This is a genomic window from Kitasatospora sp. NPDC057595 (assembly GCF_042800875.1).
GTDB lineage: Bacteria > Actinomycetota > Actinomycetes > Streptomycetales > Streptomycetaceae > Kitasatospora.
On sequence record NZ_JBHVGL010000035.1, the window covers coordinates 1 to 26,226 of the forward strand.

20 protein-coding genes, 1 tRNA gene, 1 pseudogene and 1 riboswitch are annotated in these 26,226 nt (G+C 75.7%); of the genes and pseudogenes, 12 read left to right on the forward strand and 10 right to left on the reverse strand.

The window, feature by feature from the left end; genetic code table 11:
* Nucleotides 1-278: 278 nt before the first annotated feature.
* Both ACFU9E_RS33355 and ACFU9E_RS33360 read right to left on the reverse strand, forming a co-directional pair.
* Nucleotides 279-1,619 (reverse strand): annotated as a pseudogene (locus ACFU9E_RS33355) (PP2C family protein-serine/threonine phosphatase); the annotation flags it as partial.
* A 146-nt stretch (nucleotides 1,620-1,765) separates the two neighbouring features.
* The gene (locus tag ACFU9E_RS33360) at nucleotides 1,766-3,151 is read right to left on the reverse strand and encodes an NAD(P)/FAD-dependent oxidoreductase (RefSeq protein WP_380687734.1); all 1,386 of its coding nucleotides are present in this window, start codon (nucleotides 3,149-3,151) and stop codon (nucleotides 1,766-1,768) included.
* Nucleotides 3,152-3,685: 534 nt separating this feature from the next.
* Here ACFU9E_RS33360 and ACFU9E_RS33365 point away from each other — a divergent pair.
* Both ACFU9E_RS33365 and ACFU9E_RS33370 read left to right on the forward strand, forming a co-directional pair.
* Complete coding sequence (locus tag ACFU9E_RS33365) at nucleotides 3,686-4,738, forward strand: TetR/AcrR family transcriptional regulator (protein WP_380715601.1); 1,053 nt, start codon at nucleotides 3,686-3,688, stop codon at nucleotides 4,736-4,738.
* A 515-nt stretch (nucleotides 4,739-5,253) separates the two neighbouring features.
* Nucleotides 5,254-7,542, forward strand: a complete 2,289-nt coding sequence (locus ACFU9E_RS33370; protein WP_380715604.1) for a sigma-70 family RNA polymerase sigma factor — start codon at nucleotides 5,254-5,256, stop codon at nucleotides 7,540-7,542.
* 60 nt (nucleotides 7,543-7,602) lie between these two features.
* Here the strand turns inward: ACFU9E_RS33370 and ACFU9E_RS33375 are convergent, their stop codons facing one another.
* From ACFU9E_RS33375 to ACFU9E_RS33385, 3 genes are all read right to left on the reverse strand, one after another.
* On the reverse strand, nucleotides 7,603-8,307 hold the full coding sequence (locus ACFU9E_RS33375) for a DsbA family oxidoreductase (RefSeq protein ID WP_380688410.1): 705 nt from the start codon (nucleotides 8,305-8,307) through the stop codon (nucleotides 7,603-7,605).
* Between the two features lie 96 nt (nucleotides 8,308-8,403).
* Nucleotides 8,404-8,925: a universal stress protein gene (locus tag ACFU9E_RS33380; protein ID WP_380688408.1), complete on the reverse strand. Its 522-nt coding sequence runs from the start codon at nucleotides 8,923-8,925 to the stop codon at nucleotides 8,404-8,406.
* 226 nt (nucleotides 8,926-9,151) lie between these two features.
* Nucleotides 9,152-11,344, reverse strand: a complete 2,193-nt coding sequence (locus tag ACFU9E_RS33385; RefSeq protein WP_380688406.1) for an asparagine synthase-related protein — start codon at nucleotides 11,342-11,344, stop codon at nucleotides 9,152-9,154.
* Nucleotides 11,345-12,078: 734 nt separating this feature from the next.
* On the opposite strand from ACFU9E_RS33385, the gene ACFU9E_RS33390 reads away from it, so the two are divergent.
* The 7 genes from ACFU9E_RS33390 (at nucleotide 12,079) to ACFU9E_RS33420 (ending at nucleotide 20,069) form a co-directional block, all read left to right on the forward strand.
* Nucleotides 12,079-13,506, forward strand: a complete 1,428-nt coding sequence (locus ACFU9E_RS33390) for an MFS transporter (protein WP_380684445.1) — start codon at nucleotides 12,079-12,081, stop codon at nucleotides 13,504-13,506.
* Nucleotides 13,507-13,647: 141 nt separating this feature from the next.
* Nucleotides 13,648-14,883: an L-2-hydroxyglutarate oxidase gene (gene lhgO / locus ACFU9E_RS33395; RefSeq protein ID WP_380684444.1), complete on the forward strand. Its 1,236-nt coding sequence runs from the start codon at nucleotides 13,648-13,650 to the stop codon at nucleotides 14,881-14,883.
* A gap of 103 nt (nucleotides 14,884-14,986) precedes the next feature.
* Nucleotides 14,987-15,817, forward strand: a complete 831-nt coding sequence (gene trmB / locus ACFU9E_RS33400; RefSeq protein WP_380684447.1) for a tRNA (guanosine(46)-N7)-methyltransferase TrmB — start codon at nucleotides 14,987-14,989, stop codon at nucleotides 15,815-15,817.
* Between the two features lie 126 nt (nucleotides 15,818-15,943).
* Nucleotides 15,944-17,332 (forward strand): PrsW family intramembrane metalloprotease, encoded by a 1,389-nt coding sequence (locus tag ACFU9E_RS33405; RefSeq protein WP_380684443.1) that lies wholly within the window; start codon nucleotides 15,944-15,946, stop codon nucleotides 17,330-17,332.
* A 106-nt stretch (nucleotides 17,333-17,438) separates the two neighbouring features.
* Nucleotides 17,439-17,512 (forward strand) — tRNA-Met (locus tag ACFU9E_RS33410).
* 194 nt (nucleotides 17,513-17,706) lie between these two features.
* Entirely contained in the window at nucleotides 17,707-18,462 is a 756-nt protein-coding gene (locus ACFU9E_RS33415) for a hypothetical protein (RefSeq protein ID WP_380684442.1), read from the forward strand.
* 434 nt (nucleotides 18,463-18,896) lie between these two features.
* The gene (locus tag ACFU9E_RS33420) at nucleotides 18,897-20,069 is read left to right on the forward strand and encodes a hypothetical protein (protein ID WP_380684441.1); all 1,173 of its coding nucleotides are present in this window, start codon (nucleotides 18,897-18,899) and stop codon (nucleotides 20,067-20,069) included.
* 6 nt (nucleotides 20,070-20,075) lie between these two features.
* On the opposite strand, the gene ACFU9E_RS33425 is transcribed toward ACFU9E_RS33420, so the two are convergent.
* From ACFU9E_RS33425 to ACFU9E_RS33440, 4 genes are all read right to left on the reverse strand, one after another.
* Nucleotides 20,076-20,525, reverse strand: coding sequence for a GNAT family N-acetyltransferase (locus ACFU9E_RS33425; RefSeq protein WP_380684440.1), 450 nt, complete (start codon nucleotides 20,523-20,525; stop codon nucleotides 20,076-20,078).
* Nucleotides 20,526-20,551: 26 nt separating this feature from the next.
* The gene (locus ACFU9E_RS33430) at nucleotides 20,552-21,295 is read right to left on the reverse strand and encodes a hypothetical protein (protein ID WP_380684439.1); all 744 of its coding nucleotides are present in this window, start codon (nucleotides 21,293-21,295) and stop codon (nucleotides 20,552-20,554) included.
* 179 nt (nucleotides 21,296-21,474) lie between these two features.
* The gene (locus ACFU9E_RS33435; RefSeq protein WP_380684438.1) at nucleotides 21,475-22,212 is read right to left on the reverse strand and encodes a sensor domain-containing protein; all 738 of its coding nucleotides are present in this window, start codon (nucleotides 22,210-22,212) and stop codon (nucleotides 21,475-21,477) included.
* Between the two features lie 125 nt (nucleotides 22,213-22,337).
* Nucleotides 22,338-22,910, reverse strand: coding sequence for a GNAT family N-acetyltransferase (locus ACFU9E_RS33440; RefSeq protein WP_380684437.1), 573 nt, complete (start codon nucleotides 22,908-22,910; stop codon nucleotides 22,338-22,340).
* A gap of 43 nt (nucleotides 22,911-22,953) precedes the next feature.
* On the opposite strand from ACFU9E_RS33440, the gene ACFU9E_RS33445 reads away from it, so the two are divergent.
* Complete coding sequence (locus ACFU9E_RS33445; RefSeq protein ID WP_380684436.1) at nucleotides 22,954-23,919, forward strand: hypothetical protein; 966 nt, start codon at nucleotides 22,954-22,956, stop codon at nucleotides 23,917-23,919.
* Nucleotides 23,920-24,103: 184 nt separating this feature from the next.
* Nucleotides 24,104-24,553 (forward strand): hypothetical protein, encoded by a 450-nt coding sequence (locus tag ACFU9E_RS33450; RefSeq protein ID WP_380684435.1) that lies wholly within the window; start codon nucleotides 24,104-24,106, stop codon nucleotides 24,551-24,553.
* A 75-nt stretch (nucleotides 24,554-24,628) separates the two neighbouring features.
* Here the strand turns inward: ACFU9E_RS33450 and ACFU9E_RS33455 are convergent, their stop codons facing one another.
* Nucleotides 24,629-25,498, reverse strand: coding sequence for a M23 family metallopeptidase (locus ACFU9E_RS33455; RefSeq protein WP_380689654.1), 870 nt, complete (start codon nucleotides 25,496-25,498; stop codon nucleotides 24,629-24,631).
* 12 nt (nucleotides 25,499-25,510) lie between these two features.
* Nucleotides 25,511-25,669, reverse strand: a riboswitch (cyclic di-AMP (ydaO/yuaA leader).
* A 243-nt stretch (nucleotides 25,670-25,912) separates the two neighbouring features.
* Between ACFU9E_RS33455 and ACFU9E_RS33460 the strand changes: the two genes are divergently transcribed.
* A complete protein-coding gene (locus ACFU9E_RS33460; protein ID WP_380689656.1) occupies nucleotides 25,913-26,203 on the forward strand; it encodes a YiaA/YiaB family inner membrane protein in 291 nt (96 codons plus the stop codon).
* Nucleotides 26,204-26,226: the final 23 nt, after the last annotated feature.

Genomic DNA, 26,226 nt, shown 5'->3' on the forward strand with positions numbered 1-26,226 from the left:
GTTCCAAACTCTAACCGATCCCCGCTCCGAAAAGCGAATCCAGCCGCAATCCCCAAAAACAGGCACACCAAATAAACCCTGAGCCGGAACGCGTCAAAAAAATAACGACACGCCTCGGCCCGTAACCGGGAAGAGGTGGTGTTTCAGAGGATTGGCTGCCCCGGGACCGTCCGCGCCGATGCGTGTCCGGTGCTCCCTGCCAGGCAGCTCGAAGAACACTAGACCTCTCGGGCGGCCGAGTCAAGCGCCGGTCTTCCTTCGGGGGACTGCTCGTCGTCCGGCAGCTGGAAGACCAGCACGGCGACGTCGTCGTCGTGCTCGGAGGTGACCCCCATGGCCCGCAGCAGACGGGCGCAGACCACCTCGGGCGTTCCGACCGCGCCGGCGAGGGTGCGGGCGAGCTGGTCGAGGCCCTGGTCGATGTCCTCGTCACGGCGTTCGACCAGGCCGTCCGTGTAGAGGACGCCGGTGGTGCCGGGCAGCAGTCGGAGGGTGTGCGAGACGTGGACGCCTCCCCCGGTCCCCAGCGGCGGGCCGTTCTGCTCCTCGCCGCGCAGGACGGTGCCGTCCGGGCAGCGCAGCAGGATCGGGAGGTGGCCGGCGGAGGCGTAGCCGAGGGTGCGGCGCTGCGGGTCCCAGACGGCGTAGGCGCAGGTGGCGATCTGGTTGGCGTCGATCTCCATGGCGAGGCCGTCGAGCAGGGTCATCACCTTGTGCGGGGGGAGGTCGAGCCGGGCGTAGGCGCGGACGGCGGTGCGGAGCTGGCCCATGACGGCGGCGGCGCGCAGGCCCCGGCCCATGACGTCGCCGATGACGAGGGCGGTACGGCCGCCGGCGATGGCGATGACGTCGTACCAGTCACCGCCGACCGCTGCCTCGGCTCCGCCGGGCTGGTAGGTGGCGGCGACCCGGAGGTCGGCCGGCTGGTCGAGCTTCTGCGGGAGGAGGCTGCGCTGGAGGGTGACGGCGGCCTCGCGGTGGCGGCGTTCGGATTCGCGCAGCCGGGCGGCGGCCAGCACCTGGTCGGTGACCTCGGCGGCGAAGACGAGGACGCCGGAGGTCGGGTCGTCGCTCGTTGGAGTGGAAAGTGCGGGGCGGCCGTCGGAGCCCGCACGGCCCGGGTCGCGGGTGAGGGGGACGCAGGAGACGTTGTAGTAGCGGTTGCCGGTGAGGCCGAGGATGCAGCGGGCCTTGACGCTGCGCGGGCTGCCGCCGCGGATCACCTGGTCCATCAGGGGCAGGACGCCGAGGGTGCCGAGCTCGGGCAGCGCGTCGCAGGCGGGCAGGCCGGTGGGGCGCTCGCCGAAGAGTTCGCGGTAGGCGCGGTTGGCGTAGCCGAGCTGGTGCAGCGGGCCGTAGGTGACCGCGACCGGGGCCGGGATGCGGTTGAGCACCTCGCGGAGGTCCTGGGGCCGGTGGGGGTCGAGCACGCCGGTGGGGTCGAGGGCGTCGGCGGTGTCGGTGGTGTCGGCTTGTCCGGCGGGACCGGTGGGGTCGCGGGGGCCGGGCACCACGACGGCGTCGCCGGACGGCGTGCCGCGGTCGGTGCCGGCCCCGGACGGCGGGGTGGCACGCCACGGGACTCCGGTGAGCCGGGCGCTCCAGCGCATGAGGTTCAAACGACGGCCGCTTCCTCGGGTTCCAGACATATCATCACTTTTCGTGCACTCGTCAGCACACGGGGTAATGACTCGGTCGGGCAGATCCTGTCAGGCGGAGGCCCGATTCCGGAAGTCGTCCGCGCCGGGCGGGCCCTCCGGGCGGCTCACGCCGGACGCTCGTCGGCCGGGGCCGCCCGCTCGGGCCGGCCGAGCGGGACGACCTCGCGGGGGAAGAACCCGGCCAGCACCCAGTCCACCAGGACCCGCACCCGCCGCTCGCTGCTCGGCAACCGGCGCAGATGGCGGGCCCGGTGCAGCCACCAGGCGCGGCGCCCGGTGAGCCGTCCGCCGCGCCGGGTGTGGGCGACCGCCCGGCCCAGGCCCAGCGAGGTGGAACAGGCCGGGGCCTCGGGCCGGTACTCGGTGATGCCGGGCGCGTGCGGGCCGCCTTCCAGGGCGACCAGCACATTGGCGGCCAGCAGTCCGGCCTGCGCGAAGGCGTGCTGGGCGTTCGGCGCGCACGGCGCCCCGTCCGCGTGCGGGTCGGGCACGGCGGCGCAGTCCCCGGCGGCCCACGCTCCCGGCAGCGCGCGGCCGTCCGGGCCCAGCACCTGGAGGGTGGGCAGACAGCGGATCCGGCCGGCGGTGTCCAGCGGCAGATCGGTGTCGCGCAGCACCGGGTTCGGGCGGACCCCGGCCGTCCAGACCAGGGTGCGGGCGGCGAACCGGCTGCCGTCGGAGAGCGCCATGACCCCGCCGGCCGCCGACTCCAGGGTGGTGCGCAGTCGGACGTCGACGCTGCGCTCGCGCAGTTGGTCCAGGGTGTGGTCGGCGAGTTCGGGCGACTCCTCGGCGAGGATCCGGTCGGTGGCCTCGACCAGTACCCAGCGCAGATCCTCGGGAGCGATGTTGTGGTGGCCGCGGACGGCGTACCGGGCCATGTCCTCCAGCTCGGCCAGCGCGCCGACCCCCGCGTAGCCGGCCCCGACGAACACGAAGGTGAGCGCGGCCTGGCGGAGCCCCGGGTCGCGGGTGGTGGCGGCCAGGTCGAGCTGCTCCAGGACGTGGTTGCGCAGCCCGACGGCCTCGCGCACGGTGGAGAAGCCCCGGCCGTGCTCGGCCAGCCCGGGGACGGGCGCGGTGCGGGAGACCGCACCGGGGGCGAGCACCAGGACGTCGTAGTCGAGTTCGACCGGCGCGGGCGGTTCGCCCCGGCCGGCGGCGTCGGCCCAGGCCCGGCGGGTGGCGTGCTCGATCCGGGTGATCCGGGCGGTCAGCACCTTGCACTCGGTGAGCTCGCGGCGCAGCGGCACCACCACGTGCCGGGGGTCGATGCTGCCGGCGGCGACCTCCGCGAGCAGCGGATGGTAGGTGAGGTAGGCCTGTGGCTCGACCACGGTGAGGTGGACCTCGCCCCGGCGCAGCCGCTCGCGCAGGCCGCGCTGGAGGTGCAGCGCCGCGGCCATGCCCGCGCAGCCGCCGCCGACGATCAGGATCCTGATGGCGCACCTCCTGTCGATGGGGCCCGGTGCCCGCCTTCGATCGGGCATGCCCCCATCACGCCCCCCAATAAAGGACCGTCGGCGCCGTCTTGTCCACCGTCCGTACCGTGACGGATGGGGCCGCTGGGGTCCGGCGGGGACAGATGTACTGCCGGGGTGAGTTTCTGACGCACTTTCGGCCTCGAACGGGCGTGAACTATGGTCGGATTGTGTGGCGGCGCGGCCACTGCCATGTCAACCGGCGGCGACGCACCGTGGAGCGGCCATTACGGCCAGTTCTAGTGTTGGCGGGAGAACCCGACTGCGGGACCGTGATCCGGGGAAGGGTAGTTCCCGGACAAGGCCCCGGACGGGCGCCGACACGCCGTGTCCGATCGCCTCGATCGGGCCGGCGGCGCCCGCCGGATCGGGGTCCGGGTGTTCTGCGCGTGGCCGCACCCGCGGTCGGGCGTCCCCGGGCGGCACCACCAACGGCACGAGCGATGGGTCATCGGTCATTTCTTTCAGGCGTAGCTGCACCGGGGGGTGCAGGGGCGGGCGACGACAGGGTCCGGAACCGGACGCCTGCGGGGGAGAGTTGGGATGATGGAACAGGAGCGACTGTTGGGGCGAGCGGGTGCGGCACACCCCGTCCAGGGCGTGGTGCCGGAGCAACGCGGGCCGGCCGAGCCACCCGGAGGTTCCGGTGCGGCCGACGTCCCCGGGCCGGCCGGGACGGCTTACACGGCGGTCCCGTACCGGGGCGGCGAGACGACGCAGGCCGGCGGACCCCCGTCGGGTGCGCGGCTGCGGGTCGACGCCCGCCGGAACCTGGAGAGCGTGCTGCGTGCGGCGCGTGAGGTGTTCGGCGAGTTCGGCTACGGCGCGCCGATGGAGGAGGTGGCGCGGCGGGCCGGGGTCGGCGTGGGCACGGTGTACCGGCGCTTCCCGAGCAAGGAGGTGCTGGTCCAGCGGATCGCGGCCGAGGAGGTCGCCTGGCTGACCGCCCAGGCGCGCGAGTCGCTGTACGGCGGCTCCGGCGCGTGGGAGGCGCTGGCCGGGTACCTGGCGCGCGCGGTGTCCACCGGGGCCGGGCGGCTGCTGCCGCCGGAGGCGTTCCGGTACGCCGAGGAGCTGGGGCGGGTGCCCGAGCAGCGTTCGCCGGAACCGGTGGGGCCGGTGGGCTCCGTCGGGTCGGTCGAGTCGGTCGGGTCGATCGGCGGGTTCGGCGCCGTGCTGTACGAGCCGCTGCGCGGCGAGACGGCGGCGTCCCGCGGGTTCCCGGACTCCGGGGTCCGGGCGAGCGAGGCCGAGGCCGCGGCGCTGGTGGCCGACGCCGACCCGAGGCTGCTGCTGCAGTTACTCGCGGCGCTGGTCGCGCGGGCGGGTGCGGCCGGTGAGCTGCGGCCCGGGGTCACCGTCGCGGACGTGGTGCTGGTGCTGACGGCGTCCGTGCCGGTGCACGCGTGGCGCGGCGCCCCGGCGGGCGGTGCCGGGGCCGGGACGGTCCCGGGGGCCGTCGGCCCGGGTGCGGTGGGCCCGGCGGCCGGGGAGGCACTTCAGCCGGCCGTTGGTGGGCAGACGGACGGTCAACCCGTCGAAGGCCCGTCGGACCGGCTGCTGCAGATCCTGCTCGACGGCCTGCGGGCCCGCTGAACGTCACCCCGCCGGACAGCCACCGTCCGCTGCGGGCAAGGAGGTTGGGGAACCGGGCGGCGCGTGGAACAGGGTCGCGCGCCCGGCGTGAGCAATGTCCCCCAGGATGCCGCGCGGCAGGCGAACACATCCGCGACGGCCCCACGGAAGAGTGGGTCACGGCCGGTCCGGCTACCGCCCAACTCTGCCCTATGCCATCCTTTGCCCGTGGTTGGAGCCAATGTCCCGATGCGCGCCGTTCGCGTGCCCTCGGCGCCGTGCAGCAGGAGCTCGTGCGCCCACGCACTCCCGCGCGCCCTGCCACACTACGGGGGCTGTCGTGGAATCTGGGGTCCGTTGTGAGCGCCGAGGAACAGAACGACTACGGATACGGCCTCGACTTCGGCCGGTCCGCCGGGACCGGGCCCGACCGGGGGGCCGACTGGAGGTCCAGCGGTCCGGGCACCGATGCCGGAGGCCCCGGCGGCGGATCGGCGGCCGGTTCGCCGGCGTCCGGACAGATGCAATCGGGACAGGTGCAGTCGGGGCAGGTCCACTCGGGTCAGGCCCACTCCGGGCTGCCGGCGGGCCAGGTGCCCGACCAGGCCGGGATGCCCAGCCGTGAGACCCTCTCCGCCTCCGCCGCCGCGTTCCCCCAGGGCCGCGTCCCCGGGCAGGCCCCCGCCGGGCGCGGCGGCGTCACCCCGGAGGCCTTCGTCGGTCCCGGTGCCCCGACGCGCCCCACCGTGCCCGCGCCCGCCGATCCGGTCGACGGTGAACGGCCGCCCTCCGATGCCGAGTTGACCGCGCTCGTGCGGGCCGGCGACGACAGCGCGTACGAGGAGATCTACCGCCGGCACGTCGACTCGGTGCGCCGCTACGCCCGGACCTGCTGCCGCGACAGCTTCACCGCCGAGGACCTGGCCGGCGAGGTGTTCGCGCGCACCCTGCAGGCGCTGAAGGCGGGCAAGGGGCCGGAGTTCGCCGTCCGCGCCTACCTGCTGACCGCCGTGCGGAACGTCGCCGCGGCCTGGACCCGCAGCGAGCGGCGCGAGCAACTCGTCGACGACTTCAGCGTGTTCGCGCAGACCTCGGCCGCCGTCGTCGACCTCGACCTGGCCGACCCGGGCGCCGACGCCTGGGCGATGGCGATGGCCGACCAGCGCATGGTGATGCAGGCCTACGCCGAACTCCCCGAGGACGACCGGATGGTGCTCTGGCACACCGAGGTCGAGCGGGAGTCGCCGAAGACCGTGTCGGTGATGCTCGGAAAGACCGCCAACGCGACCGCCGTCCAGGCCCACCGGGCCCGCGACCGGCTCGCCGCCGGCTTCCTGCAGGCCCACGTCTCGGGCAGCCAGGCCCGGGACTGCGAGGCGTACGCCAACCGGCTCGGCGCGTACGCGCGCGGCTCGCTGCGCAAGCGCGCCTCGGCGGAGGTCGGGCGGCACCTCAAGGAGTGCGACCGGTGCACGGCCGCCTGCCTGGAGCTGTCCGAGATCAACCACGGGCTGCGCGCGCTGCTGCCCGGTGGGGTGCTGGTCTGGATCGGCGTGGGCGGTGCCGGTGCCGCCGCGGCCGCCGTGGGCGGGGCGGCGGTGGTCGGCGGCGCGGCCGCCGGAACCGCGGCCGCCACGGCGGGCGGCACGGCGACGACGGGAGCGACGAGCGGTGCCGCCGCGGGTGCGGCGGGAAGCGCGGGTGGGGCTGCGGGTGGGGCCGCGGGTGGAGCCGGGGCCGCCGGTGGCGGCGGTGCGGGCGCGGGCGCGGGTGCCGGTGCGGCCGGGGAGGGCCTGGGCACCGCGGCCAAGGCCGGTGTCGTCGCCGCGATCGCGGTGGCCGCCGCGGCCGTCGCCGCGTACGCGCTCACCGGCTCGCCCGAGCCCAAGCCCCCGGTGGCCGCTCCCCCGGCGTCCGCCCCGGCCGCGCCCGCGCCGTCGGCCCCCGCGCCCGGGGCGGCGGCCCAGGAACCGGCGCCGCAGCCGGACCCGGCCGGCCCCGAGCCGGGCTCCGTGCAGGAGCCCGCGCAGGAGCCCGCCCCCTCGCCGTCCGCGTCCGCGTCCGCGGCACCCGGCACGACGCCCAGGCCCGCCCCGCCGGCCGCATCAGGCACGCCGTCGGCCGGTCCGGCGGCGGCCTCGCCGACGACCGCGCGCACGACGGCCACACCCACCCCGACGCCGACGTCGGCGCTCTCGCCGACCCCGGCGCCGAGCCCGTCGCAGAGCCCGGTCCTGGTGATCCCGCAGCCGAGCCTGCCGCCGCTGCCCACGCCCGAACCACCGGTCATCCCGACGCCCCAGCCGCCGGTGATCCCGACGCCCAGCCCCACGGCGAACGTGCCGACGGTGGTCCCCACGACTCCGCCGCCACCGGCCGACTTCTGGGCCGACGGCCTGCCGGTGTTCAAGCCCGGCAACAACCGGGTGCCCCCGCCGCAGCCGAGCATCCGGCAGAAGGGGAGCGACTGGTTCTGGCAGCGGGACGACGTGTCGATCGGGGGCACCGAGCACCGGCACGGCCTCTCCGTGCACGCCCCGGCGGCCACGCTGATCGACCTCAACCGCATCTGCACGTCCTTCGACGCGGTGGCCGGGATGGACGACCTGAGCGTGACCCTCGGCGGCGTGGTGTTCTCGGTCCAGGGCGACGACGGGCGGACGCTGTGGAGTTCGCGCACGCTGTGGGCGGGCGATGCGGCGGTGCCGGTGCACGTGCCGCTGGACGGACAGAAGTCGATCAAGCTGGTGGTGACGCCGGTGAACGGCATCTGGTCGGCGCTGAACATGGCCGACTGGGCCGAGGCCCGCTTCAGGTGCGTCTGACCGTCTGAAGCGGGCCTCGGGGGCGGCCCGGCCGGGGCCGCCCGGATGGATGCGGGCGGCTCAGATGGCGCAGGAGCCGTCCGCGCAGGCCTCGCCGGCCGGGGCGACCTGCACCGGCGCGGGCCGGCGCTCGCCGATCTCGGTGGCGACCTGCTCCAGCACCCGGCGGAAGGTCTCGGCCTCCTGACCGCCCTGGACGGCCCACTTGCCCTCGAAGACGAAGGTCGGCACGGCGGTGATGCCCAGCTCGCGGGCCTCGGCCAGCTGCGCGCGGACCTCGGCGGCGCCCTCGTCCCCCGCGAGGTAGGCGGCCACCCGGTCGCGCTCCAGACCCGCCCCGACGGCGACCTCGGTGAGCGCGTCACGGTCGCCGACGTCCACGCCGTCGGTGAAGTGCGCCTTGAGCAGGGCCTCCTTGAGACGGCCCTGGGCGGCCGCGCCGTACTCGGTCTCGGCGAGGTGCAGCAGGCGGTGGCCGAGGAAGGTGTTGGCGTGCAGGGCGGCGTCGAAGTCGTAGGTGATGCCCTCGGTGCGGCCCAGCTCGGCCACCCGGGCGTCCATCGCGACCGACTGCGGGCCGTAGCGCTCGGCCAGCCACTCCCGGTGCGGGCCGGCGGTGGCCGGCGCGTCCGGCACCAGCTGGTACGGCCGGTAGACCACCTCGACGTTCTCCTTGCCCGCGAAGCCGTCGAGCGCCTGCTCGAAGCGGCGCTTGCCGATGTAGCACCAGGGGCAGGCGATGTCGGAGTAGATCTCGACCTTCATGACGGGGGCTCCAGGAAGTGGGGAGGGAGTACGGTCCGAAATTGGTGAACGGTGAACCATCTCGGGGCATTCCCGGCGTCCGGCGGCTCCCGGCGCTCAGCTCTCGGGCGGGGCGGGGACGACCAGCACGGGGCAGGCGGCGTGGTGGACGACGGCGCTGCCGACCGAACCGAGGAGGAGGCGGGTGAAGCCGCCGTTGCCCCGGGTGCCCAGCACCAGGGTGTGCTGGCGGGCCGAGGCGGCCAGCAGCACCTCGATCACGTTGCCGAGCACCACGTGCAGCGACATCTCGGCGGTGCACGGGTGGGGGCGGGCCCGCTGGACGGCGGTCACCGAGCGGCGCACGCCGTCGGCCATCGACTCGACCAGGGTCTCCACGCTCTCCTGGACCAGCTCGGCCATCCCCGGCGGGTAGCCGGCGGGCGCCGGGTTGACCACGGCGAGCACGTACAGGGGCAGGCCGTGCGCCTCGGCCTCGGTCATCGCCCGTTCCAGCGCCCAGAGCGAACCGTCCGACCCGTCGCACGCCGCGAGCACTCCCGGCGGGCGCCCCGTCGGCGGCCGCCCGAGCACCGGGAGCACGACGGGGACGGACGGATCCGGACTGGCACTGGTCACCAGGACCTCCGTGGATGCGGGAGAGGGGAAGGGACGGAACGCCCCGCCATGATCGCCGCCCGACCCCCGCCCCACCCCGAGCCGCGCCGAACGAACCCGCGAGGCACGACGCAACGCACCGGCCGCACAGGAAGTCGGACCGGCCGACTTCCCACTCCGCACGCGCGGGGCCGGGCACCGGAACTCAGTGGACCGGTCGGCATATCCGGTCGGCATATTTCGGGGGTCAGGGAAAGCGGGTGGGGGTGAGGGCGGGATGGGTGGGGTGGGGGAGGCCGGTCCAGCAGGCGCCGTGGCGGCGGGCGCGGATGCGGCGGAGCCAGAGTTCGGTGGCGACCAGGTCGGCGAGGCCGGCGAGGGTGGCCGGCGGGAGGGGGGCGGCCTGGTCGGCGGCGCGGGTGAGGGCGGCGCGGACGGCGGGGAGGTCGATCAGGCCGGCCTCCGCGAGCAGGGGGGCGTCGAAGAGTTCGGCCAGGCCGTCGGCGGCGAGCCGTAGACCCGCCCGGGCGGGGGCGGCGCGGTCGGGGCGGGGCCCGCGTCCCCAGTCGGGCGGCAGGTCGGTGCGCCCGGTGCCGGCCAGGACGGATCGCAGCAGCGCGTGCCGGGCTCCGGGCTGGAGGCGGACGTCGTCCGGGAGCAGCCGGGCGGCGCGCACCACCTGGTTGTCGAGGAAGGGCGCGTGCAGGCGCTGCCCGGGCTGTTCGGTGGCGTGCACCAGCGTGCGGAAGCCGCGCGCGTGCCGGTGGAGGGCGTGCCGGGCCCGGTACGCGCCTGGGTGTTCCCCGGGCGCCGGTTCGCGCGCCGCCAGACGCAGCCGCAGTGCGACGGCGGAGAGCGCCTCGTCGGACAGCCAGCGGGCGGCCGGCCCCGGGACCACCCAGGCGAGGTCGTCCGCCGAGCGGGTGCCCGCCGTACCGCCGCCGTCGGGGCTGCGGCGCAGGGTCAGCTTCACGGCCGTGTCGTCGAGCGCGTCCGCGTACCGGCTGCGGGCGAGCCGGTGAGCGGCGCGCAGCACGGTGAGCGGGGTCCGCAGCGCGCCCGCGAGGACACCGGCGGTGGCCCGGTCGGCGCCCGCCAACGCGGCCACCGGGGAAAGGAGTTCGCGCGCCCGGCCGGCCCGGACGAGGTCGGCCAGCCGGGCCGGGTGCCCGTCCAGGACGTGCCGGGCGCCGTGGCCGGTGAGGTGCTCGGTGCCGCCCGCCTCGAACCGGGCCCCGGCCCAGGCCGCGGCGACGAGTTCCGGCCCGGGCTCGTCGGTGAGCCGCCCGGCCGTCGGGTCGGCGCGCAGGTCCGCGTAGGGGAGGGTGTCCGGGCCGGTGGCGAGCACGATGTGGCGCAGTCGCGGCACGTCCGGGGCGGCGGGGGCGGCGGTGTCGCCGGAGGTGATGGCGGCGACCGGCTCGGGCGCGGTCCGCGGTCGGCCGGCGGCGCGGGCCCAGGAGCCCTTCACGGCCCCGGTGCGCACGACCGTCGGCCGGCCGGCGTCCGGCCCCGGCTCGGCGTCCGGCCCCGGCGGCGCCGCCGGTCCGGACTCGGCGGGCGGCGGCCCGGGCTGCCGCGGGACGCCGGCGGCGAGCGGGACGGCGGCGGCGAGCAGGGCGACGGTGGCCGACGCCGGCCCGTACGAGAGGTCGACGCCGAGCCGGGCCCGCCCCGGCGGCCCGGCCGGGCTGCTGCGGACCCGGAAGCGGACCGATTCCAGCAGCGCCCGGGTGAGTTCCCGGACGGCCGCCGCCTCGCCGCGCCCGCGCGCCCCGCCGGCACCCGGCTCGTCGTACCCGGAGAGGTACGGCCGCCCGTCGCGCAGTCCCAGCGCGTGCCCGGGCGGCACCCGCTGCACGCCGAGGTAGGGCGTGCCGGTGCCGAGTGCCTCCGGTGCCTCGGGGCAGGCCAGCCGGGCGGCGAGGTGGCCGGTGTCCAGCGGTGCGCCGATCAGGTCGGCGAGCGGCAGGGCGGCGGTGGCGTACGCGGTGCCGCCGCCCCAGGGGGTGTGGAAGACCGGCCGGGCGCCGGCCAGGTCGGTGAGCAGCACCGTGGAGCGGGTGCCGCTGCGCAGCACCACGGTGTAGCCGCCGGGCCAGGCGGTGAGGTGGCGGACGGCGCCGCCGCGGGCGGCGGCCAGGCCGGCGGCGAGCTCGGCGTCGGTGGCGCCGCAGTGGCCCAGGACGGCGAGCCGCAGCACGGCGGGGCCGGCCTCGACCGGGTCCGGGCCGGTGGGGCCGGTGGTGACGACGGCGGGGGCGCCGGGTCTGAGGGTGACCAGGCGGATCTCCTCGGGCCGCCAGTCGCCGACGGCCCAGAGCGGGTCGGGTCCGCTCCACAGGGGGCGCGCGGCGATCGGAGCGACCGCACCGGGCGGCTGGTGCGCCGGCGCACCCGGTCGGGGCGCGCCCGTGCACCAGCCCGTCAGCCACCGCATCGCGCCTCCACCGCACGAGGACCAGCACCGCGCGGTGCGCCCGTCAGCGGGCGGTCCCCCTGGTCGGCCCGTGGCGCACCGTCAGAAGACATGGTGCCACCGGTCGCGCTCCCGGTGACCGGAGTTGTCGTTTCCGGTACGCCCCCGGGCGGGCGGGTGCGCCGTCCGGCACGCGGCGTCGAACGCCCGGACGAGACCCGGACGCCCCCCGGACAACACCCCGGACGGGCCGCCCTGTTGGGGCGGGCCGGGCCTCCCCCTCCTCGGCCCGGACCGCCCTCCGCGACGCCCTGTCATGGCCATCGCGAAATGGCCGAAAGACGCCGCTCGGCCCGGGAGGGCATCCGCATGCCCTCCCGGACGGCGCCACCGCCCGCGGGGATGTAGGCGGTGGCATCCCCCGGCCCGCCGGGTCCTCGACGGCGGGCCGACCCACGACCACCAGCGAATCGCCGACCAGCCGGTCGGGCCAGGGGGCACGGCCGGGCGCACATCGACACGGGACCGGAGCACGACGCTCCGGCGCGCCGCCCGGACACCCCCGGACGGCCGGATCCGGGCGGTCCGCACCGAGCCGCCGGACCGCCCGGGTGCCGGGCCCGGGCGCGCGATCCCGCCATCCGGAATGCGGCCTCTTAACCGTCGGAACGCGTCCGACTACTCTAGGTACAGCAGCTACGGCCCGGTGCCGCCCGGGCCCCGCGCACAAGGCCGCAGGAGGTGCCCCCGCCACCATGACCGTCAGCCCACGAGGACCGAACGAACGGCTCGGCACGCTCCTGACGCTCGCCCAGATCAGCAACGCGGGGCTGGCCCGCCGCGTCAACGACCTCGGCGCACAACGCGGGTTGACGCTCCGCTACGACAAGACCTCGGTGGCCCGCTGGGTCAGCAAGGGCATGGTGCCGCAGGGGCCCGTCCCGCACCTGATCGCCACCGCCATCGGCGGCAAGCTCGGCCGGCCGGTACCGCTGGAGGAGATCGGCCTCGGCGACACCGACCCGGCGCCCGAACTCGGCCTCGCCTTCCCGCGTGAGGTCCCCGACGCGGTGCGCTCCGCCACCGACCTCTGGCGGGTCGACCTCGACCTGCGGCGCGGCCCCGGCGGCGGGCGCTGGAGCGACAGCCTGGCCGGCACCTTCTCGGTCGCCGCGTACGCGACCCCGGTCTCCCGCTGGCTGATCACCCCCGCCGACGGCTCGGTGGCCCGCGACGTGCCGCGCTCCCCCGCCGAGGCCGGCTCGTACCGGGTCGGCCACTCGGACGCCGCCAAGCTCCGCGAGGCCGCCCAGGAGGCCCGCCGCTGGGACTCCAAGTACGGTGGCGGGGACTGGCGTTCGTCGATGGTGCCGGAGTGCCTGCGGGTCGAGGCGGCACCGCTGCTGCTGGCCTCGTACAGCGACGCGGTGGGCCGGGCGCTGTTCGGCGCGACGGCCGAACTCACCCGGCTGGCCGGGTGGATGGCCTTCGACACCGGCCAGCACGAGGCCGCCCAGCGCTACTACATCCAGGCCCTGCGGCTCGCCCGGGCCGCCGCGGACGTCCCGCTCGGCGGCTACGTGCTGGCCTCGATGAGCCTGCAGGCCGGGTACCGGGGCTTCGCCGAGGAGGCCGTGGACCTCGCCCAGGCCGCCCTGGAGCGCAACCGGGGCCTGGCCACCGCCCGGACGATGAGCTTCTTCCACCTGGTCGAGGCACGGGCCCAGGCCAAGGCGCGGAACGCGGCGGCGTGCGCGACGGCGCTCGGGGCGGCGGAGAGCGCGCTGGAGCGGGCGCGCGCCGGGGATCCCGATCCGGCGTGGATCGACTTCTACGCCTACGACCGGCTCGCCGCCGACGCCGCCGAGTGCTTCCGCGACCTCGGTGTGCCCTCCAAGGTCCGCCAGTTCACCCGCGAGGCGCTGGCCCGGCCCACCGAGGGGTTCGTCCGCTCGCACGGCCTGCGGCTGGTGGTCTCCGCGATGGCCGAGGCCGAGGCGGGCAACCTCGACGCGGCGGTCGCGGCGGGCGAGCGCGCCGTCGACGTGGCCGGGCGGATCTCCTCGCAGCGCAGCCGCGAGTACGTGGTGGAGATGCTGCGCCGGCTGGAGCCGTTCCAGGGCGAGCGCCGCGTCCGCGAGTTGACCGAACGGGCCCGCGCGGTGATCGTCGCCCCGGCCTGACCGTCGGCGTGACCGTCGGCCCGGCCGAGAGCCCCGCCGATGCCCCCGCCGAGGGCCTCGCCCCCTCGACCGGCCCCCGCCGGCATGGCAGCATCGCGGACGGACGGGGACGGTCGGACGAGGCGAGGCGAGGAGCGGGCCGTGCGGTACGACGTCGACGTACTGGTGGTGGGGGGCGGGATCGTCGGGCTCGGCACGGCGTACGCGCTGACCGTGGCCCGGCCCGGGCTGCGGCTCACCGTCCTGGAGAAGGAGCCCGGCCTGGCCGCCCACCAGACCGGGCACAACAGCGGGGTGATCCACAGCGGCGTCTACTACCGGCCGGGTTCCCTCAAGGCCCGCTACGCGGTGGCCGGCGCCGCCGAGATGGTGGAGTTCTGCCGCGCCCACGCCATCCCGCACGAGGTCACCGGGAAGCTGATCGTCGCCACCGGGCCCGCCGAACTGGACCGGCTGCGCACCCTGGCCGAACGCGGCCGGGCCAACGGCATCCCGGTCACCGAACTGGACCGCCGGGGCATCGCCGCCCACGAGCCGCAGGTCACCGGCATCGCCGGGCTGCACATCGGGACCACCGGCATCTGCGACTTCCCGGCCGTGGCCGCCGCCTACGCGCGGCTGGCCCGCGAGGCCGGGGCGGAGATCCGCACCGGGGCCGAGCTGCGGGCGGTCGCCCGACGGGCCGACGGCGTCACCGTGCAGACCTCGGCGGGCGAGCTGCGCTGCCGGGTCCTGGTGAACTGCGCGGGCCTGCACAGCGACCGGATCGCCCGGCTGGCCGGCGACGACCCCGGGGTGCGGATCGTGCCGTTCCGCGGCGAGTACTACGAACTCGTCAAGGAGCGGCGGGAGTTGGTCCGGGGGCTGGTCTATCCGGTACCCGACCCGGCCTTCCCGTTCCTGGGTGTCCACCTGACCCGCGGCGTGCACGGGGACGTGCACGTCGGCCCCAACGCGGTGCCGGCGCTGGCCCGCGAGGGCTACGACTGGCGCACCGTGCGCCCGCGCGACCTCGCCGGAACGGTCGCCTTCCCCGGCACCTGGCAGATAGCCCGCCGGCACTGGCGCTACGAGGTGGGCGAACTGCACCGCTCGCTGTCCAAGCGGGCGTTCACCGCCGCCGTCCGGCGACTGCTGCCGGCCGTCACGGCGGCCGACCTGGTCCGGGCCGGGGCCGGCGTCCGCGCCCAGGCGGTGGCCCGGGACGGCTCGCTGCTGGACGACTTCGCCTTCGCCGGCTTCGACCCGGACGACCCGCGCTCCACCCGCCGCCTGGTGCACGTGCTGAACGCGCCCTCCCCGGCGGCGACCGCCTCGCTGCCGATCGGCCGGGAGGTGGCCCGCCGGGCGCTGGCCGCGCTGGAGGCGGGCGGCTGAGGGCGGCCGCGGCGACGGCGGACCCGGCGGACGTGAGGGCGGACGTGGGGACCGTCACAGGGCCTGCGGCCCGCGCCCGACGGCCCCGTAGACTCGGGTGATTGTGACTGCCACCGCCCCGATCCCCCAGCCATCGCCCTCCGCCCGGCTCTCCGCGGCGCCCGCCGCGTACCCCGCGCCGATGTACCCGCACAAGGCCACCGAGGCCCAGCACAGCGAGCGGCGCATCCGCAGCTTCCAGCCGCGCCGGGGCCGGATGACCAACGCCCAGGCGGGCGCGCTGGACCGGGGCTGGGAGAAGTACGGCATAGCGATCGACGGCACCCCGCTCGACCTGCCCGCGCTGTTCGACGGCCTGCCGGTCACCCTGGAGATCGGCTTCGGCATGGGCGAGACCACCGCCGCGATGGCCGCCGCCGACCCCGCGACGGGCATCCTGGCCGCCGACGTCCACACCCCCGGCCACGGCAACCTGCTCGGCCTGCTGGAGCGCGACGGCAGCACCAACGTCCGCCCGGCCGCCGGTGACGCCGTGATCCTGCTGCGCGACATGCTGTCCGACGCCTCGCTGGCCGGTCTGCGGGTCTACTTCGCCGACCCGTGGCCCAAGCCCAAGCACCACAAGCGCCGTCTGATCCAGCCCTCCTTCCTGGAACTGGTCCTCCCCCGGCTGGCCCCCGGCGCGCTGGTGCACTGCGCCACCGACTGGGAGCCGTACGCCGAGCAGATGCTCGACGTGCTGTCCGCCTCGCCGGAGCTGGAGAACCTGCACCCCGAGGGCGACGGCACCGGCTGGCTGGAGCCGGCCGACCACCCGGACGGCTCCGTCCCCGGCTACGCGCCGCGACCGGCGTGGCGCCCGGTCACCAAGTTCGAACGGGCCGGCATCGCCAAGGGCCACGTGGTGCACGACCTGCTGTTCCGCCGCCGCTGAGCCTCCGCCGGGCGTTCGACCCGGCGAACCCCGCCGGCCCCGGTGGCCGCCGGCGGACGGGACCGGTGCGGGGCGCCCGCCCCGACTCCTCCCGGCCGCCGGGTGGCGTGGCCTACCCTGTGGCGCGTGAGCACCCCGTCCGGCGGCGGGTACGAGATCACCGTGCGGGCCGCCGACGACCGAGAGATGCCCACGCCCACCGCCGGCACCCGGACCATCCCGGGGCCCCGGAGGCGCCGGGCGCACCGGCTCGTGCCCGCCCTCGTGTCCCGGCCGCGCCGAGGTGCCGAACCCGCCGGCCCGGACGTTCCGCCCCCGGCCGACCCCGCCGGCACCGCTCGCCCCGCCGGCACCGCTCGCCCCGCCGGCACCACTCGCCCCGCAGGCGCCGCCGCCCGTGCGCTGCGCTCGGTCGCGTTCTCCTCGGTGACCGCGGCGGTCGTCCTGGCCCTGGCGGGCTGCGGCGTGCTGATCCTCCACCTGGTCCGCCGCCAGACCGGCACCGCCGGGCTGCTGGTCGGCCTCGGCCTGGCGATGGTCCCGCTGCCCTTCGTGCTCGGCGGGCTCGCCTGGCTCAACCAGACCGCCCGGGTGCCGCTGCGGCACACCGTCTTCTGCCTCGGCTGGGGGGCCTGCGCCGCCACCACGGTGGCCATCCTGGCCAACAGCTGGACCAGCAGCTACCTGACCGCCCACCAGGGCAGCCTCGGCCAGGCGCTGGGCGCCGACGTGGTCACCCCACTGATCGAGGAGAGCGCGAAGGGCGCCGCCCTGCTCGTCCTGCTGCTGCCGCTCGGCCGGCGGCTGCGCTGCGCGGCCCGGCCCGGCACGGGGCCCGGCACGGGGCGGGGCGGACAGCCCGGCGCGGGCCCGGCGCACCGGCTGCCCGGCCCCCGGCGCCCGCGCGGGTACGAGCGCCGGCTCGCCCTGCCGCACGCCCGCGGCCGACTACGGCTGCGCCCCTACCCGCGCCCGCTGCTCCACCCGCTGCCCGGCCCGTTGCCCGGCCCGCGCCCCGGCCACCGGCGGGCCCGGTCCCGGCCGCGCGTCCTGGCCGCCGGGGTGGTGCTCGGCGGGATCACCGCCTGCGGCTTCGCCTTCACCGAGAACGCGCTCTACCTGGGGCGGGCGTTCACCGACGACCAGCAGCAGCGGCTGGACAGCATCGGCCTCGGCGAGCCGCCGAGCCTGCGGGACTTCGACAGCACGGTGCAGACCTTCGTGCTGCGCGGCCTGCTCTCGCCGTTCGCCCACCCGCTGTTCACCGCGCTGACCGGGCTGGGGCTGGCGCTCACCCTCACCACCGGGCGCCGCCGGCTGGCCCGGCTGGCGGCGCCGACCGGGCTGGTCCTGTCGATGGCCCTGCACGGCACCTGGAACGCCGCCGCCGACCTCGGCACCCGCGGCTTCCTGCTGGTGTACGCGGTGCTGATGGTGCCGTGCTTCGCGGCGCTGGTCTGCTTCTCCGCCTGGGCCCGGACCCGAGCCGGGCGGCACACCGCACGGGAACGATGAGGGACGGTGCGCCGCGTGGCGGGCGGGGGTGCGCGGGGGTGCGCGGGGACGGATGTGGAACCGATTTCCCATTCGGGCGACTTCCCCGTATGGTTGTGTTCACCGACGCGGGGTGGAGCAGCTCGGTAGCTCGCTGGGCTCATAACCCAGAGGTCGCAGGTTCAAATCCTGTCCCCGCTACTCAGTAGCCGAAGGGCCCGGAGGATTCTTCCTCCGGGCCCTTCGTCATGCCCGGCGTCCCGGGCGCGGCACGGTCCTGCCACGAAGCTGTAACGGCGCGGCGAGTCAAGATCAGTTAAATGATCTTTCGATCATACTGAGCGGGAAAATCACTTGTTCGGACGCGTACCGTCATGTCCGGGTTAGGAAGACTCATGCTGTCGAAGCGCCTTGCCAGCACCGCCGCGATCTGTCTGCTGCTGGCCGCCGGGGCGACCGCCTGCGGCGACGACAAGGCCTCCGCCACCAAGCTGGACACCGCCAAGCTCAGTGCCGAGGAGATCCAGAAGAAGGCCAAGGACGCCCTGGCCGGTGCCACCTCGGTCAAGGTCGTGGGCTCCATCAGCAACGCCGCCGAGAAGATGACCGTGGACCTGGCGGTCGACACCGAGGGGAAGTGCAAGGGCTCCATCTCCATGCCCGGGATGGGCAAGTTCGAGCTGCTGGGCGACGGCAAGCAGGTCTACCTGAAGCCCGACGCCGAGTTCATCGGCAACGTCGCCGGGGGCGGCGCGGAGGGCGCCCAGGCCGCCGAGCTGCTCAAGGGCCGCTACATCGCGGGCGTCCAGGACGACCCCGAGATGAAGGAGCTCACCACCGCCTGCAACCTCAAGGACCTCACCAAGAGCTTCCTGGAGGACGGCAAGTCCACCGACCTGACCAAGGGCTCGGCCGGCACCGTCAACGGCGCGAAGACCTTCAGCATCAAGTCGAAGAACAGCGGCGGCGACGAGATGGTCCTGCACGTCGCCACCGAGGGCACCCCGTACCCGCTGCGGATCGAGAAGACCGGCAAGGGGGGCGGCCAGGCGGACTTCACCGAGATCAACAAGCCGCTGACCATCCAGGCCCCGCCGGCCGACCAGGTCATCGACTACTCGAAGTTCAAGTCCCAGGCCACGGCGGCCTGATCCGGCACCGGGAAGCACGCCGGATAAATCCGTTGCCCTCCGTCCGGTGGCCTGCCTATGGTGGCGGCACACTGAAAGGAGGTGATCCTGAATTGAGTTCCATCAGGATGCGTGAGGTGGCTGCTCGCTAGAGCCGCCCCTGCCTGCGCAGGGCGAGGCCCCAGGCCTCCGGCAGGCGAAATCCCAAGCAGTCACCCGGCCCGCGGGCTCACCGGTACATCCCCGGTGCCTCGGCGCCCGATGCCCCTCGTCGTGGGCACGGCCGCCGCGGAGCAGCCCGCGGGCCGTCTGCGTTCCCGGACGGTTCCACCGCACCGGTCCCGTGCGGGTGTCTCCGCACTCCCAGCGGGGATGCCCCCGATGTCGGGGGCATCCCCGCTAGAGTCGGCGCGCGCTCCGCAGGGGCGGGGTGCGGGCACTGGGGGTGGTGGGCGATGGCGACGGCGAATCGGCGGACCGGCGGCGCGGCGGTCGTGCGGACGGCACAGCGGGCGGCGGGCGGGATGCTGCTGGGCTCGGGCCTGGTGGGCCTGGTGCTGTTCTCACTGGGGCGGCCGCACCCCTGGCAGGCACTGGGCGGCGGACTGGTGGTGGCCTGCGCGGCGACCCTGGTCGGCGGCGCGCTGGGGTTCCTGTTCGGGGTGCCCCGGGTGCGCGGCGGCTCGGGCGGCGCGGGAGCCGCCGGGGCCGGTGAACCGCACGGCTCGTACGCGCCTAACACCAACCTGGAGCAGGTCTCGGACTGGCTCACCAAGGTGCTGCTGGGCGTCGGGCTGACCCAGCTCGGCTCGCTCGGCGAGCGCCTGGACCGGCTCGGGACGGCGCTCGCCCCGGCGCTGGGCGGCGGCGCGGGCACGGCCCCGTTCGCGGCCGCGCTGGTCCTCTACTTCCTGCTGCTCGGCTTCCTGGCGGGCTGGCTGCTGACCCGGCTGGCGCTGCCGCGGGTGCTCTCCGACGCCGACCAGGCACTGGACCTCTTCCTCGCCGGGCAGGACCAGGACCGCAAGGGCGACAAGGTGGGCGCCGACGACCTGCGGATGCGGGCGATGCAGCACCTGGGCCTGGTCGGCACCAGCCCCGGGAAGCCGGACGACCTGCCCGGCTCGATGCTGCCGGCGGACCGGGTGACCGGGCCGGAGCGGGTGGTGGCCGAGGTGCGGTCGACGGCCCGGCGGTCGGCGCTGACGGCGTCCCGGGTGCGGGAGCTGTTCGCGGACGGCTCGGAGGGACGGCGGATCCAGGCGCTGGCCCTGATGCAGGGCGATCCGGCGCTGGCCGACCTGCCGAGCGTGCTGGAGGCGATCGAGCACCCGCGCTCCGGGTTCGAGCAGTACCACGCGCTGCTGGCGGCGCGCGGGCTGATGTCCGGGCTGCCGGCCGAGGAGGCCGGGCGGCTGCGGGACGCGGTGGCGGGGCGGCTGATGGCGCCGGACGGGATCCCGTACGGCTCGGACCGGAGCTGGCTGGCGGAGAAGATCCTCTCGGGCCTGGAGGCTCCCGGGCTCGTGCCTCGCCAACCGGGCGGAACGCTCCCGGTACGGGCCCAGGCGCCGGCCGCGGCCAAGGCGACGGCACCGGCGGCGGAGGCCGGGGAGCTGCGGGACTGACCGGGCCTACAGCGGGAAGCGGAGCTCGGGCCGGTCCCAGCCGATCGGCGGCCGGGCCGGGAAGGTGCCGACCCGCTCGGCGCCCATCCGCAGGTAGAAGGCCTCGGCGGGCGGGTGGGAGACCACCCGGACGCCGCCGTCGACGCCGAGGGCGCGGGCACGGTCGAGCAGGTGGGTGATGAGCCGGCGGCCGACGCCGAGACCCTGCGCGGCGTCGGCGACGAACATGAGGTCGAGTTCGGCGGGGTCGGTGATCAGCGCGTAGAAGCCGAGCAGGTGGTCGTCGGCGGCGCGGACCGCGAGGTGGACCTCGTGCCGGGCCAGGTACTCGGGCGTCACCCGGTAGCCGGCGATCATCGGCGCGTAGGCGCCCCGGTAGGCGGAGCAGTCCTGGATCAGGGCGGTGAGCCGGTCGGCGTCCGAGGCCTCGGCCGGCTTGATCATCATTTCGGTCATGGCCGTTCAGTATAGGGGTGAACCTATCAGGTGACCATTACCCGGGGGGCGACCCGGTGCAGCACCAGCACCCGCTGGGCCCGGCCGCCCCGGTCGACGGGTGGCACCACCCGGATCTCGCTGGCGATCCGGCGCTCGCCGAGCGCATGGCGGGCGGCGTCCAGCCCGGCGGTGCGGCGCCCCTCGCCGTCGTACAGCGGGTGGACCCGGACCTCGCCGCCGGGGGCGGTGACCCGGACCAGTTCGAGCAGCGCGGCCAGCTGCCGCTCCGGTCCGAACAGCTCGGGGTAGGCGAAGACCAGGTAGCCGCTCAGGGTGAGGGCGAAGGTACCGTCCGCGAAGGGGAGCCGGGGCAGCTCGGCCGCGACGTACTGGCCGGGGTGGGCGGCGCGGTCGGCGGCGAAGAGCCGGCGGGCCCGGTCCCAGCCGCGCAGGTAGTGCTCGGGCCGACGGTGCCGGCGGGCCGGGTAGAGGTCCGGGCGGGCCGCCATCGCGGCGGCCATCGCGGCCCGGGCGGCCAGGGCGCGGGCGGTGATCTCGTCGGCCGGCCGGGCGTACACCGGGTCGGCGGCGATCACCCGGCAGCCGAGCGGGCGGGCCTCGGCGACCAGGGCGGCAGCGCCGCCGGGGCAGTCCAGCAGCGGGCCCGGCAGGGCGGCGATCCGGGCGCGGGTGAGGCCGAAGAGGCCGCAGTACTCGTCCAGCGGGCGGGAGGTCACCAGGGGTGCGGACGGGACCGCGGCCGGGGCGCGGGCGGTCCGGTCGGCCATCGCCGCCATCCGACCACGGGCCGTCGACGCCCGCACCCGGAGCCGTCCGGGCGGGGCGCGGGGCCGGGCGCGGGCGTCGGGTGCGGGCGTCGGGTGCGGGCGTCGGGTGCGGGGCCGGGGGCGGGCGTCGGGTGCGGGGCCGGGGGCGGGCGTCGGGTGCGGGGCCGGGGGCGGGTGGGTCAGCGGCCGAGCAGGCCGCGGGCGGCGAAGCGGTTGACGTTGGTCAGGCCGCGCACCAGCTGCGGGGTCAGGAAGACGAACAGCATGCCGACCAGGCAGACTCCGGCGATCTGCAGCGGCGACTCGATGTAGTACTCGTGCCGGACGCCGTCGTCGCCGGTGAAGTCGAAGAGCCGGTAGCCGGGCCAGTCGACGTAGCGCGGGAACACCCAGTGGTAGACGGGGTAGAGCGCGAGCGTCCAGCCGACGCAGAGGAAGACCAGCGACACCGCCATGCTGAGGATCGCCCACGGCAGCATCACCACCTGGTGGAGCACGGCCTTCCAGCCGGCCGCGTCCGCGATGCGGGCGGTGATCGCGCCCCAGGCGCCCGGCCGGACGGCGCGGACCGGCGCCGGGGCGGGCACGTCCAGCGCGAGCAGGCCGCGCACCCGGGCCCGCTCCAGCCCGCCGAAGCCGCGGGCGGTGGCGGTCAGCGCGGCCAGCACCGGCAGGCCGAGCACGGTGACGACGGTGCCGAGGCCGAGCGAGAACAGCGCGACGGCGACGGCGAAGCCGACGACCGCCAGCGGCAGGCCGGTCAGCGTGTAGCCGATCTCGCGGTAGAAGTAGGAGGTGAACGGGGCCCGCCAGGCGTACGGCGGCTCCTCGATGCGGCGGGCGACGGTGCGGCGGTCGCCGCCGTCACGGCCGTCGTACGCGTCGTACTCGTCGCGCTGCATGCTGTGGGTGCTCATGGCCGGCTCTCGGTCCCTCGGGTCGGTCTCGGTTCGGGCTCGTGGGGTCTGTCCTGCTGACTCCCCGAGCCTGTCAGAGCGCGCGGCGGCGGAACATCCGGCTCCCCGGCGAACCGGGGGTGGGGTTATCCCCCGGTCACCGGCTCGTCGTCGGCGAGGAGCGCGTACTGGTAGGCGTCGCGCCAGCCGTCCCGGCGGCGGTAGTCGTGCCGGACCCGGCCCTCCAGCCGGAAGCCCGCCCTGGTCAGTACCCGGATCGAGGCGGCGTTGTCGACGTCCACCCGGGCCTCCAGCCGGTGCAGGCCGAGCGGGCCGAAGGCGAGGCCGCGCAGCAGGCCGACCAGCTCGCCCGCGTAACCGAGCCCCCAGACGTCACGGCGCAGGGCGTAGCCGAGGTGGGCGGCGTGGTGGGGGACGAGGCCGAGCGCGGCGTTGCCGATCGGGACGGCGCGGGCCGGGTCGTCGGCGTCGGCGAGCCGGGTGACGGCCAGCCGGTAGACCTCCCGGTGCTCCTTCTCCGCCTCCTCCACGAACTGGGCGACCTGGTCGGCGCAGGTCTCCGGATCCCACGGCGCGAAGGGGAGGTAACGGGTGGCCTCCGGGTCGCCGAACACCGCGTGCAGCGCGTCCACGTCCTCCGGGGTGTGGTGGAACTCGCGGACGGCCAGCCGGGGACCGGTGAGTCGGACGGGGACCATGGCTCCCGACCCTACCCCCGACCAGCGGTTACGGTTCGTGGTTATGGAAGACGAAGACCTGCGGCTCGCCCCGCGCACCAAGGCCGCCGAACTGCTCGCCTGGGCGGAGGCGGCGGGCCACCGGCCGGTCGCCGAGGCCCCGCTGCGGGCGGTGCTGGCGCTGCTGGAGCTGGGCGGGGGCAGGATGCACGACGGCTGGCCCGAACTGACCTCCGCCGCGGTGGAGCACCTGCTGTACGAGCGGCTGTACCTGTACGTCCAGCCGGAGCCGGGGCAGGACCCGCTGGCGTACGGCGCGGCGGTGCGGCTGCTGGTCGACCACCAGCGGGCGGCGAAGCGGCTGAACGCCAAGCGGCAGGAGCGGCTGCACGCCGAGGCCGAGTGGCAGGGCGAGGTGGCGGCCGGGCTGCTGCGCCGGGCGGACCTGGTGACCTGGCCCCGGCTGTACACGCTGCTGCTGCGCGCGGACGGGGTGGACACCGGCGACGAGCCGGCGGTGCGGGCCTGGCTGGAGGGGTTCCGGGAGCTGGCGCCGCAGGAGCGGTCGGCGGCCTTCGCGGCGCTGGAGGCGGACGGGCTGCTGGACCCGGTGGACGACGGGGGCTGGGACGGCGGGGCCCGGGCGCTGGCGGTCGGGATGGCCACCGACGGCGCGCGACGGCTGCTGGAGCAGGGGCTGATGCAGCGCAGCTACCGGAACCTGGCGGAGCTGACGGCGCTGGGCCGGCCGATGCCGGAGGAGCTGGCCGGGGACTTCGGGGCGTTCGAGGAGGCCGCGGTCGAGGTGGCGCTGGAGCTGGCCGGCGGGTGGACGGTGCCGGGGCTGCCGCGGCTGCTCGTGGAGGAGTTCCCGGAGCTGGCGCCGGAGCCGGGGCAGGCGGAGATCGACGCCTACCTGGCCGGGCTGGAGCCGGCGGAGGACCCCGAAGGATACGAGGAGTACGAGGGATACGAGGAGCACGGGGACCACGAGGGGCCGGAGGGGTACGAGGGGCCCGAGGCGGAGTAGCGGCGGCAGGGCACGGCCGTGGATTCGAGCCACCGAGCGGTCAATTCCGGTACTCCTCAAGGGATTCGGGGCCGGTCAGGAGTGATGGATCGGGTGCGGTGGAATCATCCGCCATGTGAAGCGTGACATATCACACGCGCTCCACTGCTCCTCCTGCCACCGTTTTCGAAGGAGAGAAACCCTGATGAAGCGTTTCGTCGCGGTCCTGGCGGCCGGTACCGCGCTGTCCTCGCTCGGTTTCGCGGGTGCCGCCCAGGCCACCGCGCAGACCACCGGCACGACGGCGGGCACCACGACCACCGCGACCACCACCTGTGCCGACGGCCCCGTCGGTGCACTCCGGAGCCAGGTCTGCGTCACGATCGACGGCACCGGCGTGACGGCCGGCGGCTACACTTCGCCGACCCGTTCCGACTGGACCGCGCAGTCCGCCTCGTACACCCTGACCCTCGGCGTCGTCGGCGGCGCCTCGCTCGGCACCGACACCGGGAGCGGCATCCTCCCGCCCGGCGGGCGCGGCTTCGGCTACCTGGCGGCCACCGCGCCGTGCGGCTCCACCGTCACGGCCACCCTCACGACCACCACCTGGGGCTACGGGGCGACCGCGACCGTCACCGCGCCCGTCACCTGCTGATCCGATCCCCGACAGCGCCCCGCCCCGCCGGATCACGTCCGGCGGGGCGGGGTGCTCAGGGTGTCCGGGGCGGCGTCAGGGGGTGACGCCGCGCTGCTCGAACCAGCTCTCCGGGTCGACGGGGGCGCCGCCACCGGGGCGGACCTCGACGTGCAGGTGCGGGCCGGTGACGTTGCCGGTCGCGCCGACCTTGCCGATCTGCTGGCCGGGGACGACCTTGCCCGAGCCCTTGATGATCGAGGAGAGGTGGCAGTACCAGATCTCGGTGCCGTCGGGCAGGGTCTCGACGATCCGGTAGCCGTAGGCGCCCGCCCAGCCGGCTGAGGTGATGGTGCCCTGGCCGACCGCGTAGACCGGGGTGCCGGTGTCGGCGGCGAAGTCCAGGCCGGTGTGCAGGTGGGCCCAGTAGCGGGCGCTCTGGCCGTAGTGGGCCGAGAGGTTGTAGTCCCGCACCGGCAGCTTGATGGCGGCGAGCTTGGCCTTCTCGGCCTCCTCGGCGGCCCGCCTGGCCTCCTCCTGCTGGGCGACCTGGGCGGCGCGCTTGGCCTCGGCCTCCTGGGCGGCCTGGACGCGGGCGCTCTCCTCGGCCGCGGTGCGCTGGCTGTCGGCCTGCTGCTGGATGCGGGCGGCGAGCGCGAGGCCGGGGTCGGCGGAGAGCGCGACCGGCAGTTCGTCGGGCGTCTCGACGGCGGGAGCGGCGGCCGGGGTGGCGGAGGCGAAGCCGGTGGCGCCCAGGGTGGCGGCGACGGCGGTGACGCCGAGCAGCGGAGCGGTGCCGCGGCCCTGCCGGGGCATCCGGTGCCGGCTGGTCTCGGCGGCCGGCGGAGCGGTCTCGTCGGCGGGGCCGCCGAACGGGCCCTGCCCGGTGAACGGGCCGGGGTGGTCGAGCAGCTGGGTACCGGCCGAGGAACCGGACGGATGTGCCGGGGTGTGCGTCGACGCCACGGAGGCGCGCTCCTTTCCTTCCTTCGCGCCTACCGGGTTAGCTGACGGGTTCGGAGCAGGAAGGTCTCCTACGGCTGGGCCTGGGCCCGGCCGATTCACCCCAAGGAACGTGGTTCCCCGGCTCCCTGGCCTGCCCGAAGGCCGGCCGGTGGGATTAGGCGACGGCGCACGGTGCCGTCTGGGTACGGCGTTGCGACCGCGCTGCGTTATCAAACGTTAATCCGAGAGGCCCCCGATTCCAAGCCATCCGTTGGTGACGACCGATACGGACCGGACACCACGCGGTCCGGTGGGCGATTTGGGACGTTTGATGACAACTGACACTACCGAACGTGTCAGGACGTCAACGAACGGCCCCTCACTTGAGTACGCCTACTCATGTGCGGCCGGGCTCCGCGCGGCCATCCTGACGCCATGAGCGCACCGATGCAGTCCCGCACCACGCCTGCGTACTACATCCAGGCCGTGCTGTCCTTCGCCCTCTCCGGCACCACCCTCGGCGTCGGGATCGCCTTCCTCCCGGTGGAGCCGTGGACCCGGGCGTTCCTCGCCCTCGGCCTGCTCTACACGATCACCTCGACGTTCACCCTCTCCAAGGTGGTCCGGGACCGGCAGGAGACCTCCGAGCTGGTGACCCGGGTCGACCAGGCGCGGCTGGACAAGCTGCTGACCGAGCACGACCCGTTCAAGGTGGAAGGCGTCTGACCGGTCTCCACCGGCGGGGCCGG

What these genes read in the sequence shown, in the direction of transcription:
- ACFU9E_RS33360 (WP_380687734.1), bottom strand. Translation starts at nt 3,151, where the DNA reads ATGCCCGATCGAAGGCGGGCACCGGGCCCCATCGACAGGAGGTGCGCC.
- ACFU9E_RS33365 (WP_380715601.1), top strand. Translation starts at nt 3,686, where the DNA reads ATGATGGAACAGGAGCGACTGTTGGGGCGAGCGGGTGCGGCACACCCC.
- ACFU9E_RS33375 (WP_380688410.1), bottom strand. Translation starts at nt 8,307, where the DNA reads ATGAAGGTCGAGATCTACTCCGACATCGCCTGCCCCTGGTGCTACATC.
- ACFU9E_RS33385 (WP_380688406.1), bottom strand. Translation starts at nt 11,344, where the DNA reads ATGCGGTGGCTGACGGGCTGGTGCACGGGCGCGCCCCGACCGGGTGCG.
- ACFU9E_RS33390 (WP_380684445.1), top strand. Translation starts at nt 12,079, where the DNA reads ATGACCGTCAGCCCACGAGGACCGAACGAACGGCTCGGCACGCTCCTG.
- ACFU9E_RS33415 (WP_380684442.1), top strand. Translation starts at nt 17,707, where the DNA reads ATGCTGTCGAAGCGCCTTGCCAGCACCGCCGCGATCTGTCTGCTGCTG.
- ACFU9E_RS33420 (WP_380684441.1), top strand. Translation starts at nt 18,897, where the DNA reads ATGGCGACGGCGAATCGGCGGACCGGCGGCGCGGCGGTCGTGCGGACG.
- ACFU9E_RS33425 (WP_380684440.1), bottom strand. Translation starts at nt 20,525, where the DNA reads ATGACCGAAATGATGATCAAGCCGGCCGAGGCCTCGGACGCCGACCGG.
- ACFU9E_RS33430 (WP_380684439.1), bottom strand. Translation starts at nt 21,295, where the DNA reads ATGGCCGACCGGACCGCCCGCGCCCCGGCCGCGGTCCCGTCCGCACCC.
- ACFU9E_RS33435 (WP_380684438.1), bottom strand. Translation starts at nt 22,212, where the DNA reads ATGAGCACCCACAGCATGCAGCGCGACGAGTACGACGCGTACGACGGC.
- ACFU9E_RS33440 (WP_380684437.1), bottom strand. Translation starts at nt 22,910, where the DNA reads ATGGTCCCCGTCCGACTCACCGGTCCCCGGCTGGCCGTCCGCGAGTTC.
- ACFU9E_RS33445 (WP_380684436.1), top strand. Translation starts at nt 22,954, where the DNA reads ATGGAAGACGAAGACCTGCGGCTCGCCCCGCGCACCAAGGCCGCCGAA.
- ACFU9E_RS33450 (WP_380684435.1), top strand. Translation starts at nt 24,104, where the DNA reads ATGAAGCGTTTCGTCGCGGTCCTGGCGGCCGGTACCGCGCTGTCCTCG.
- ACFU9E_RS33460 (WP_380689656.1), top strand. Translation starts at nt 25,913, where the DNA reads ATGAGCGCACCGATGCAGTCCCGCACCACGCCTGCGTACTACATCCAG.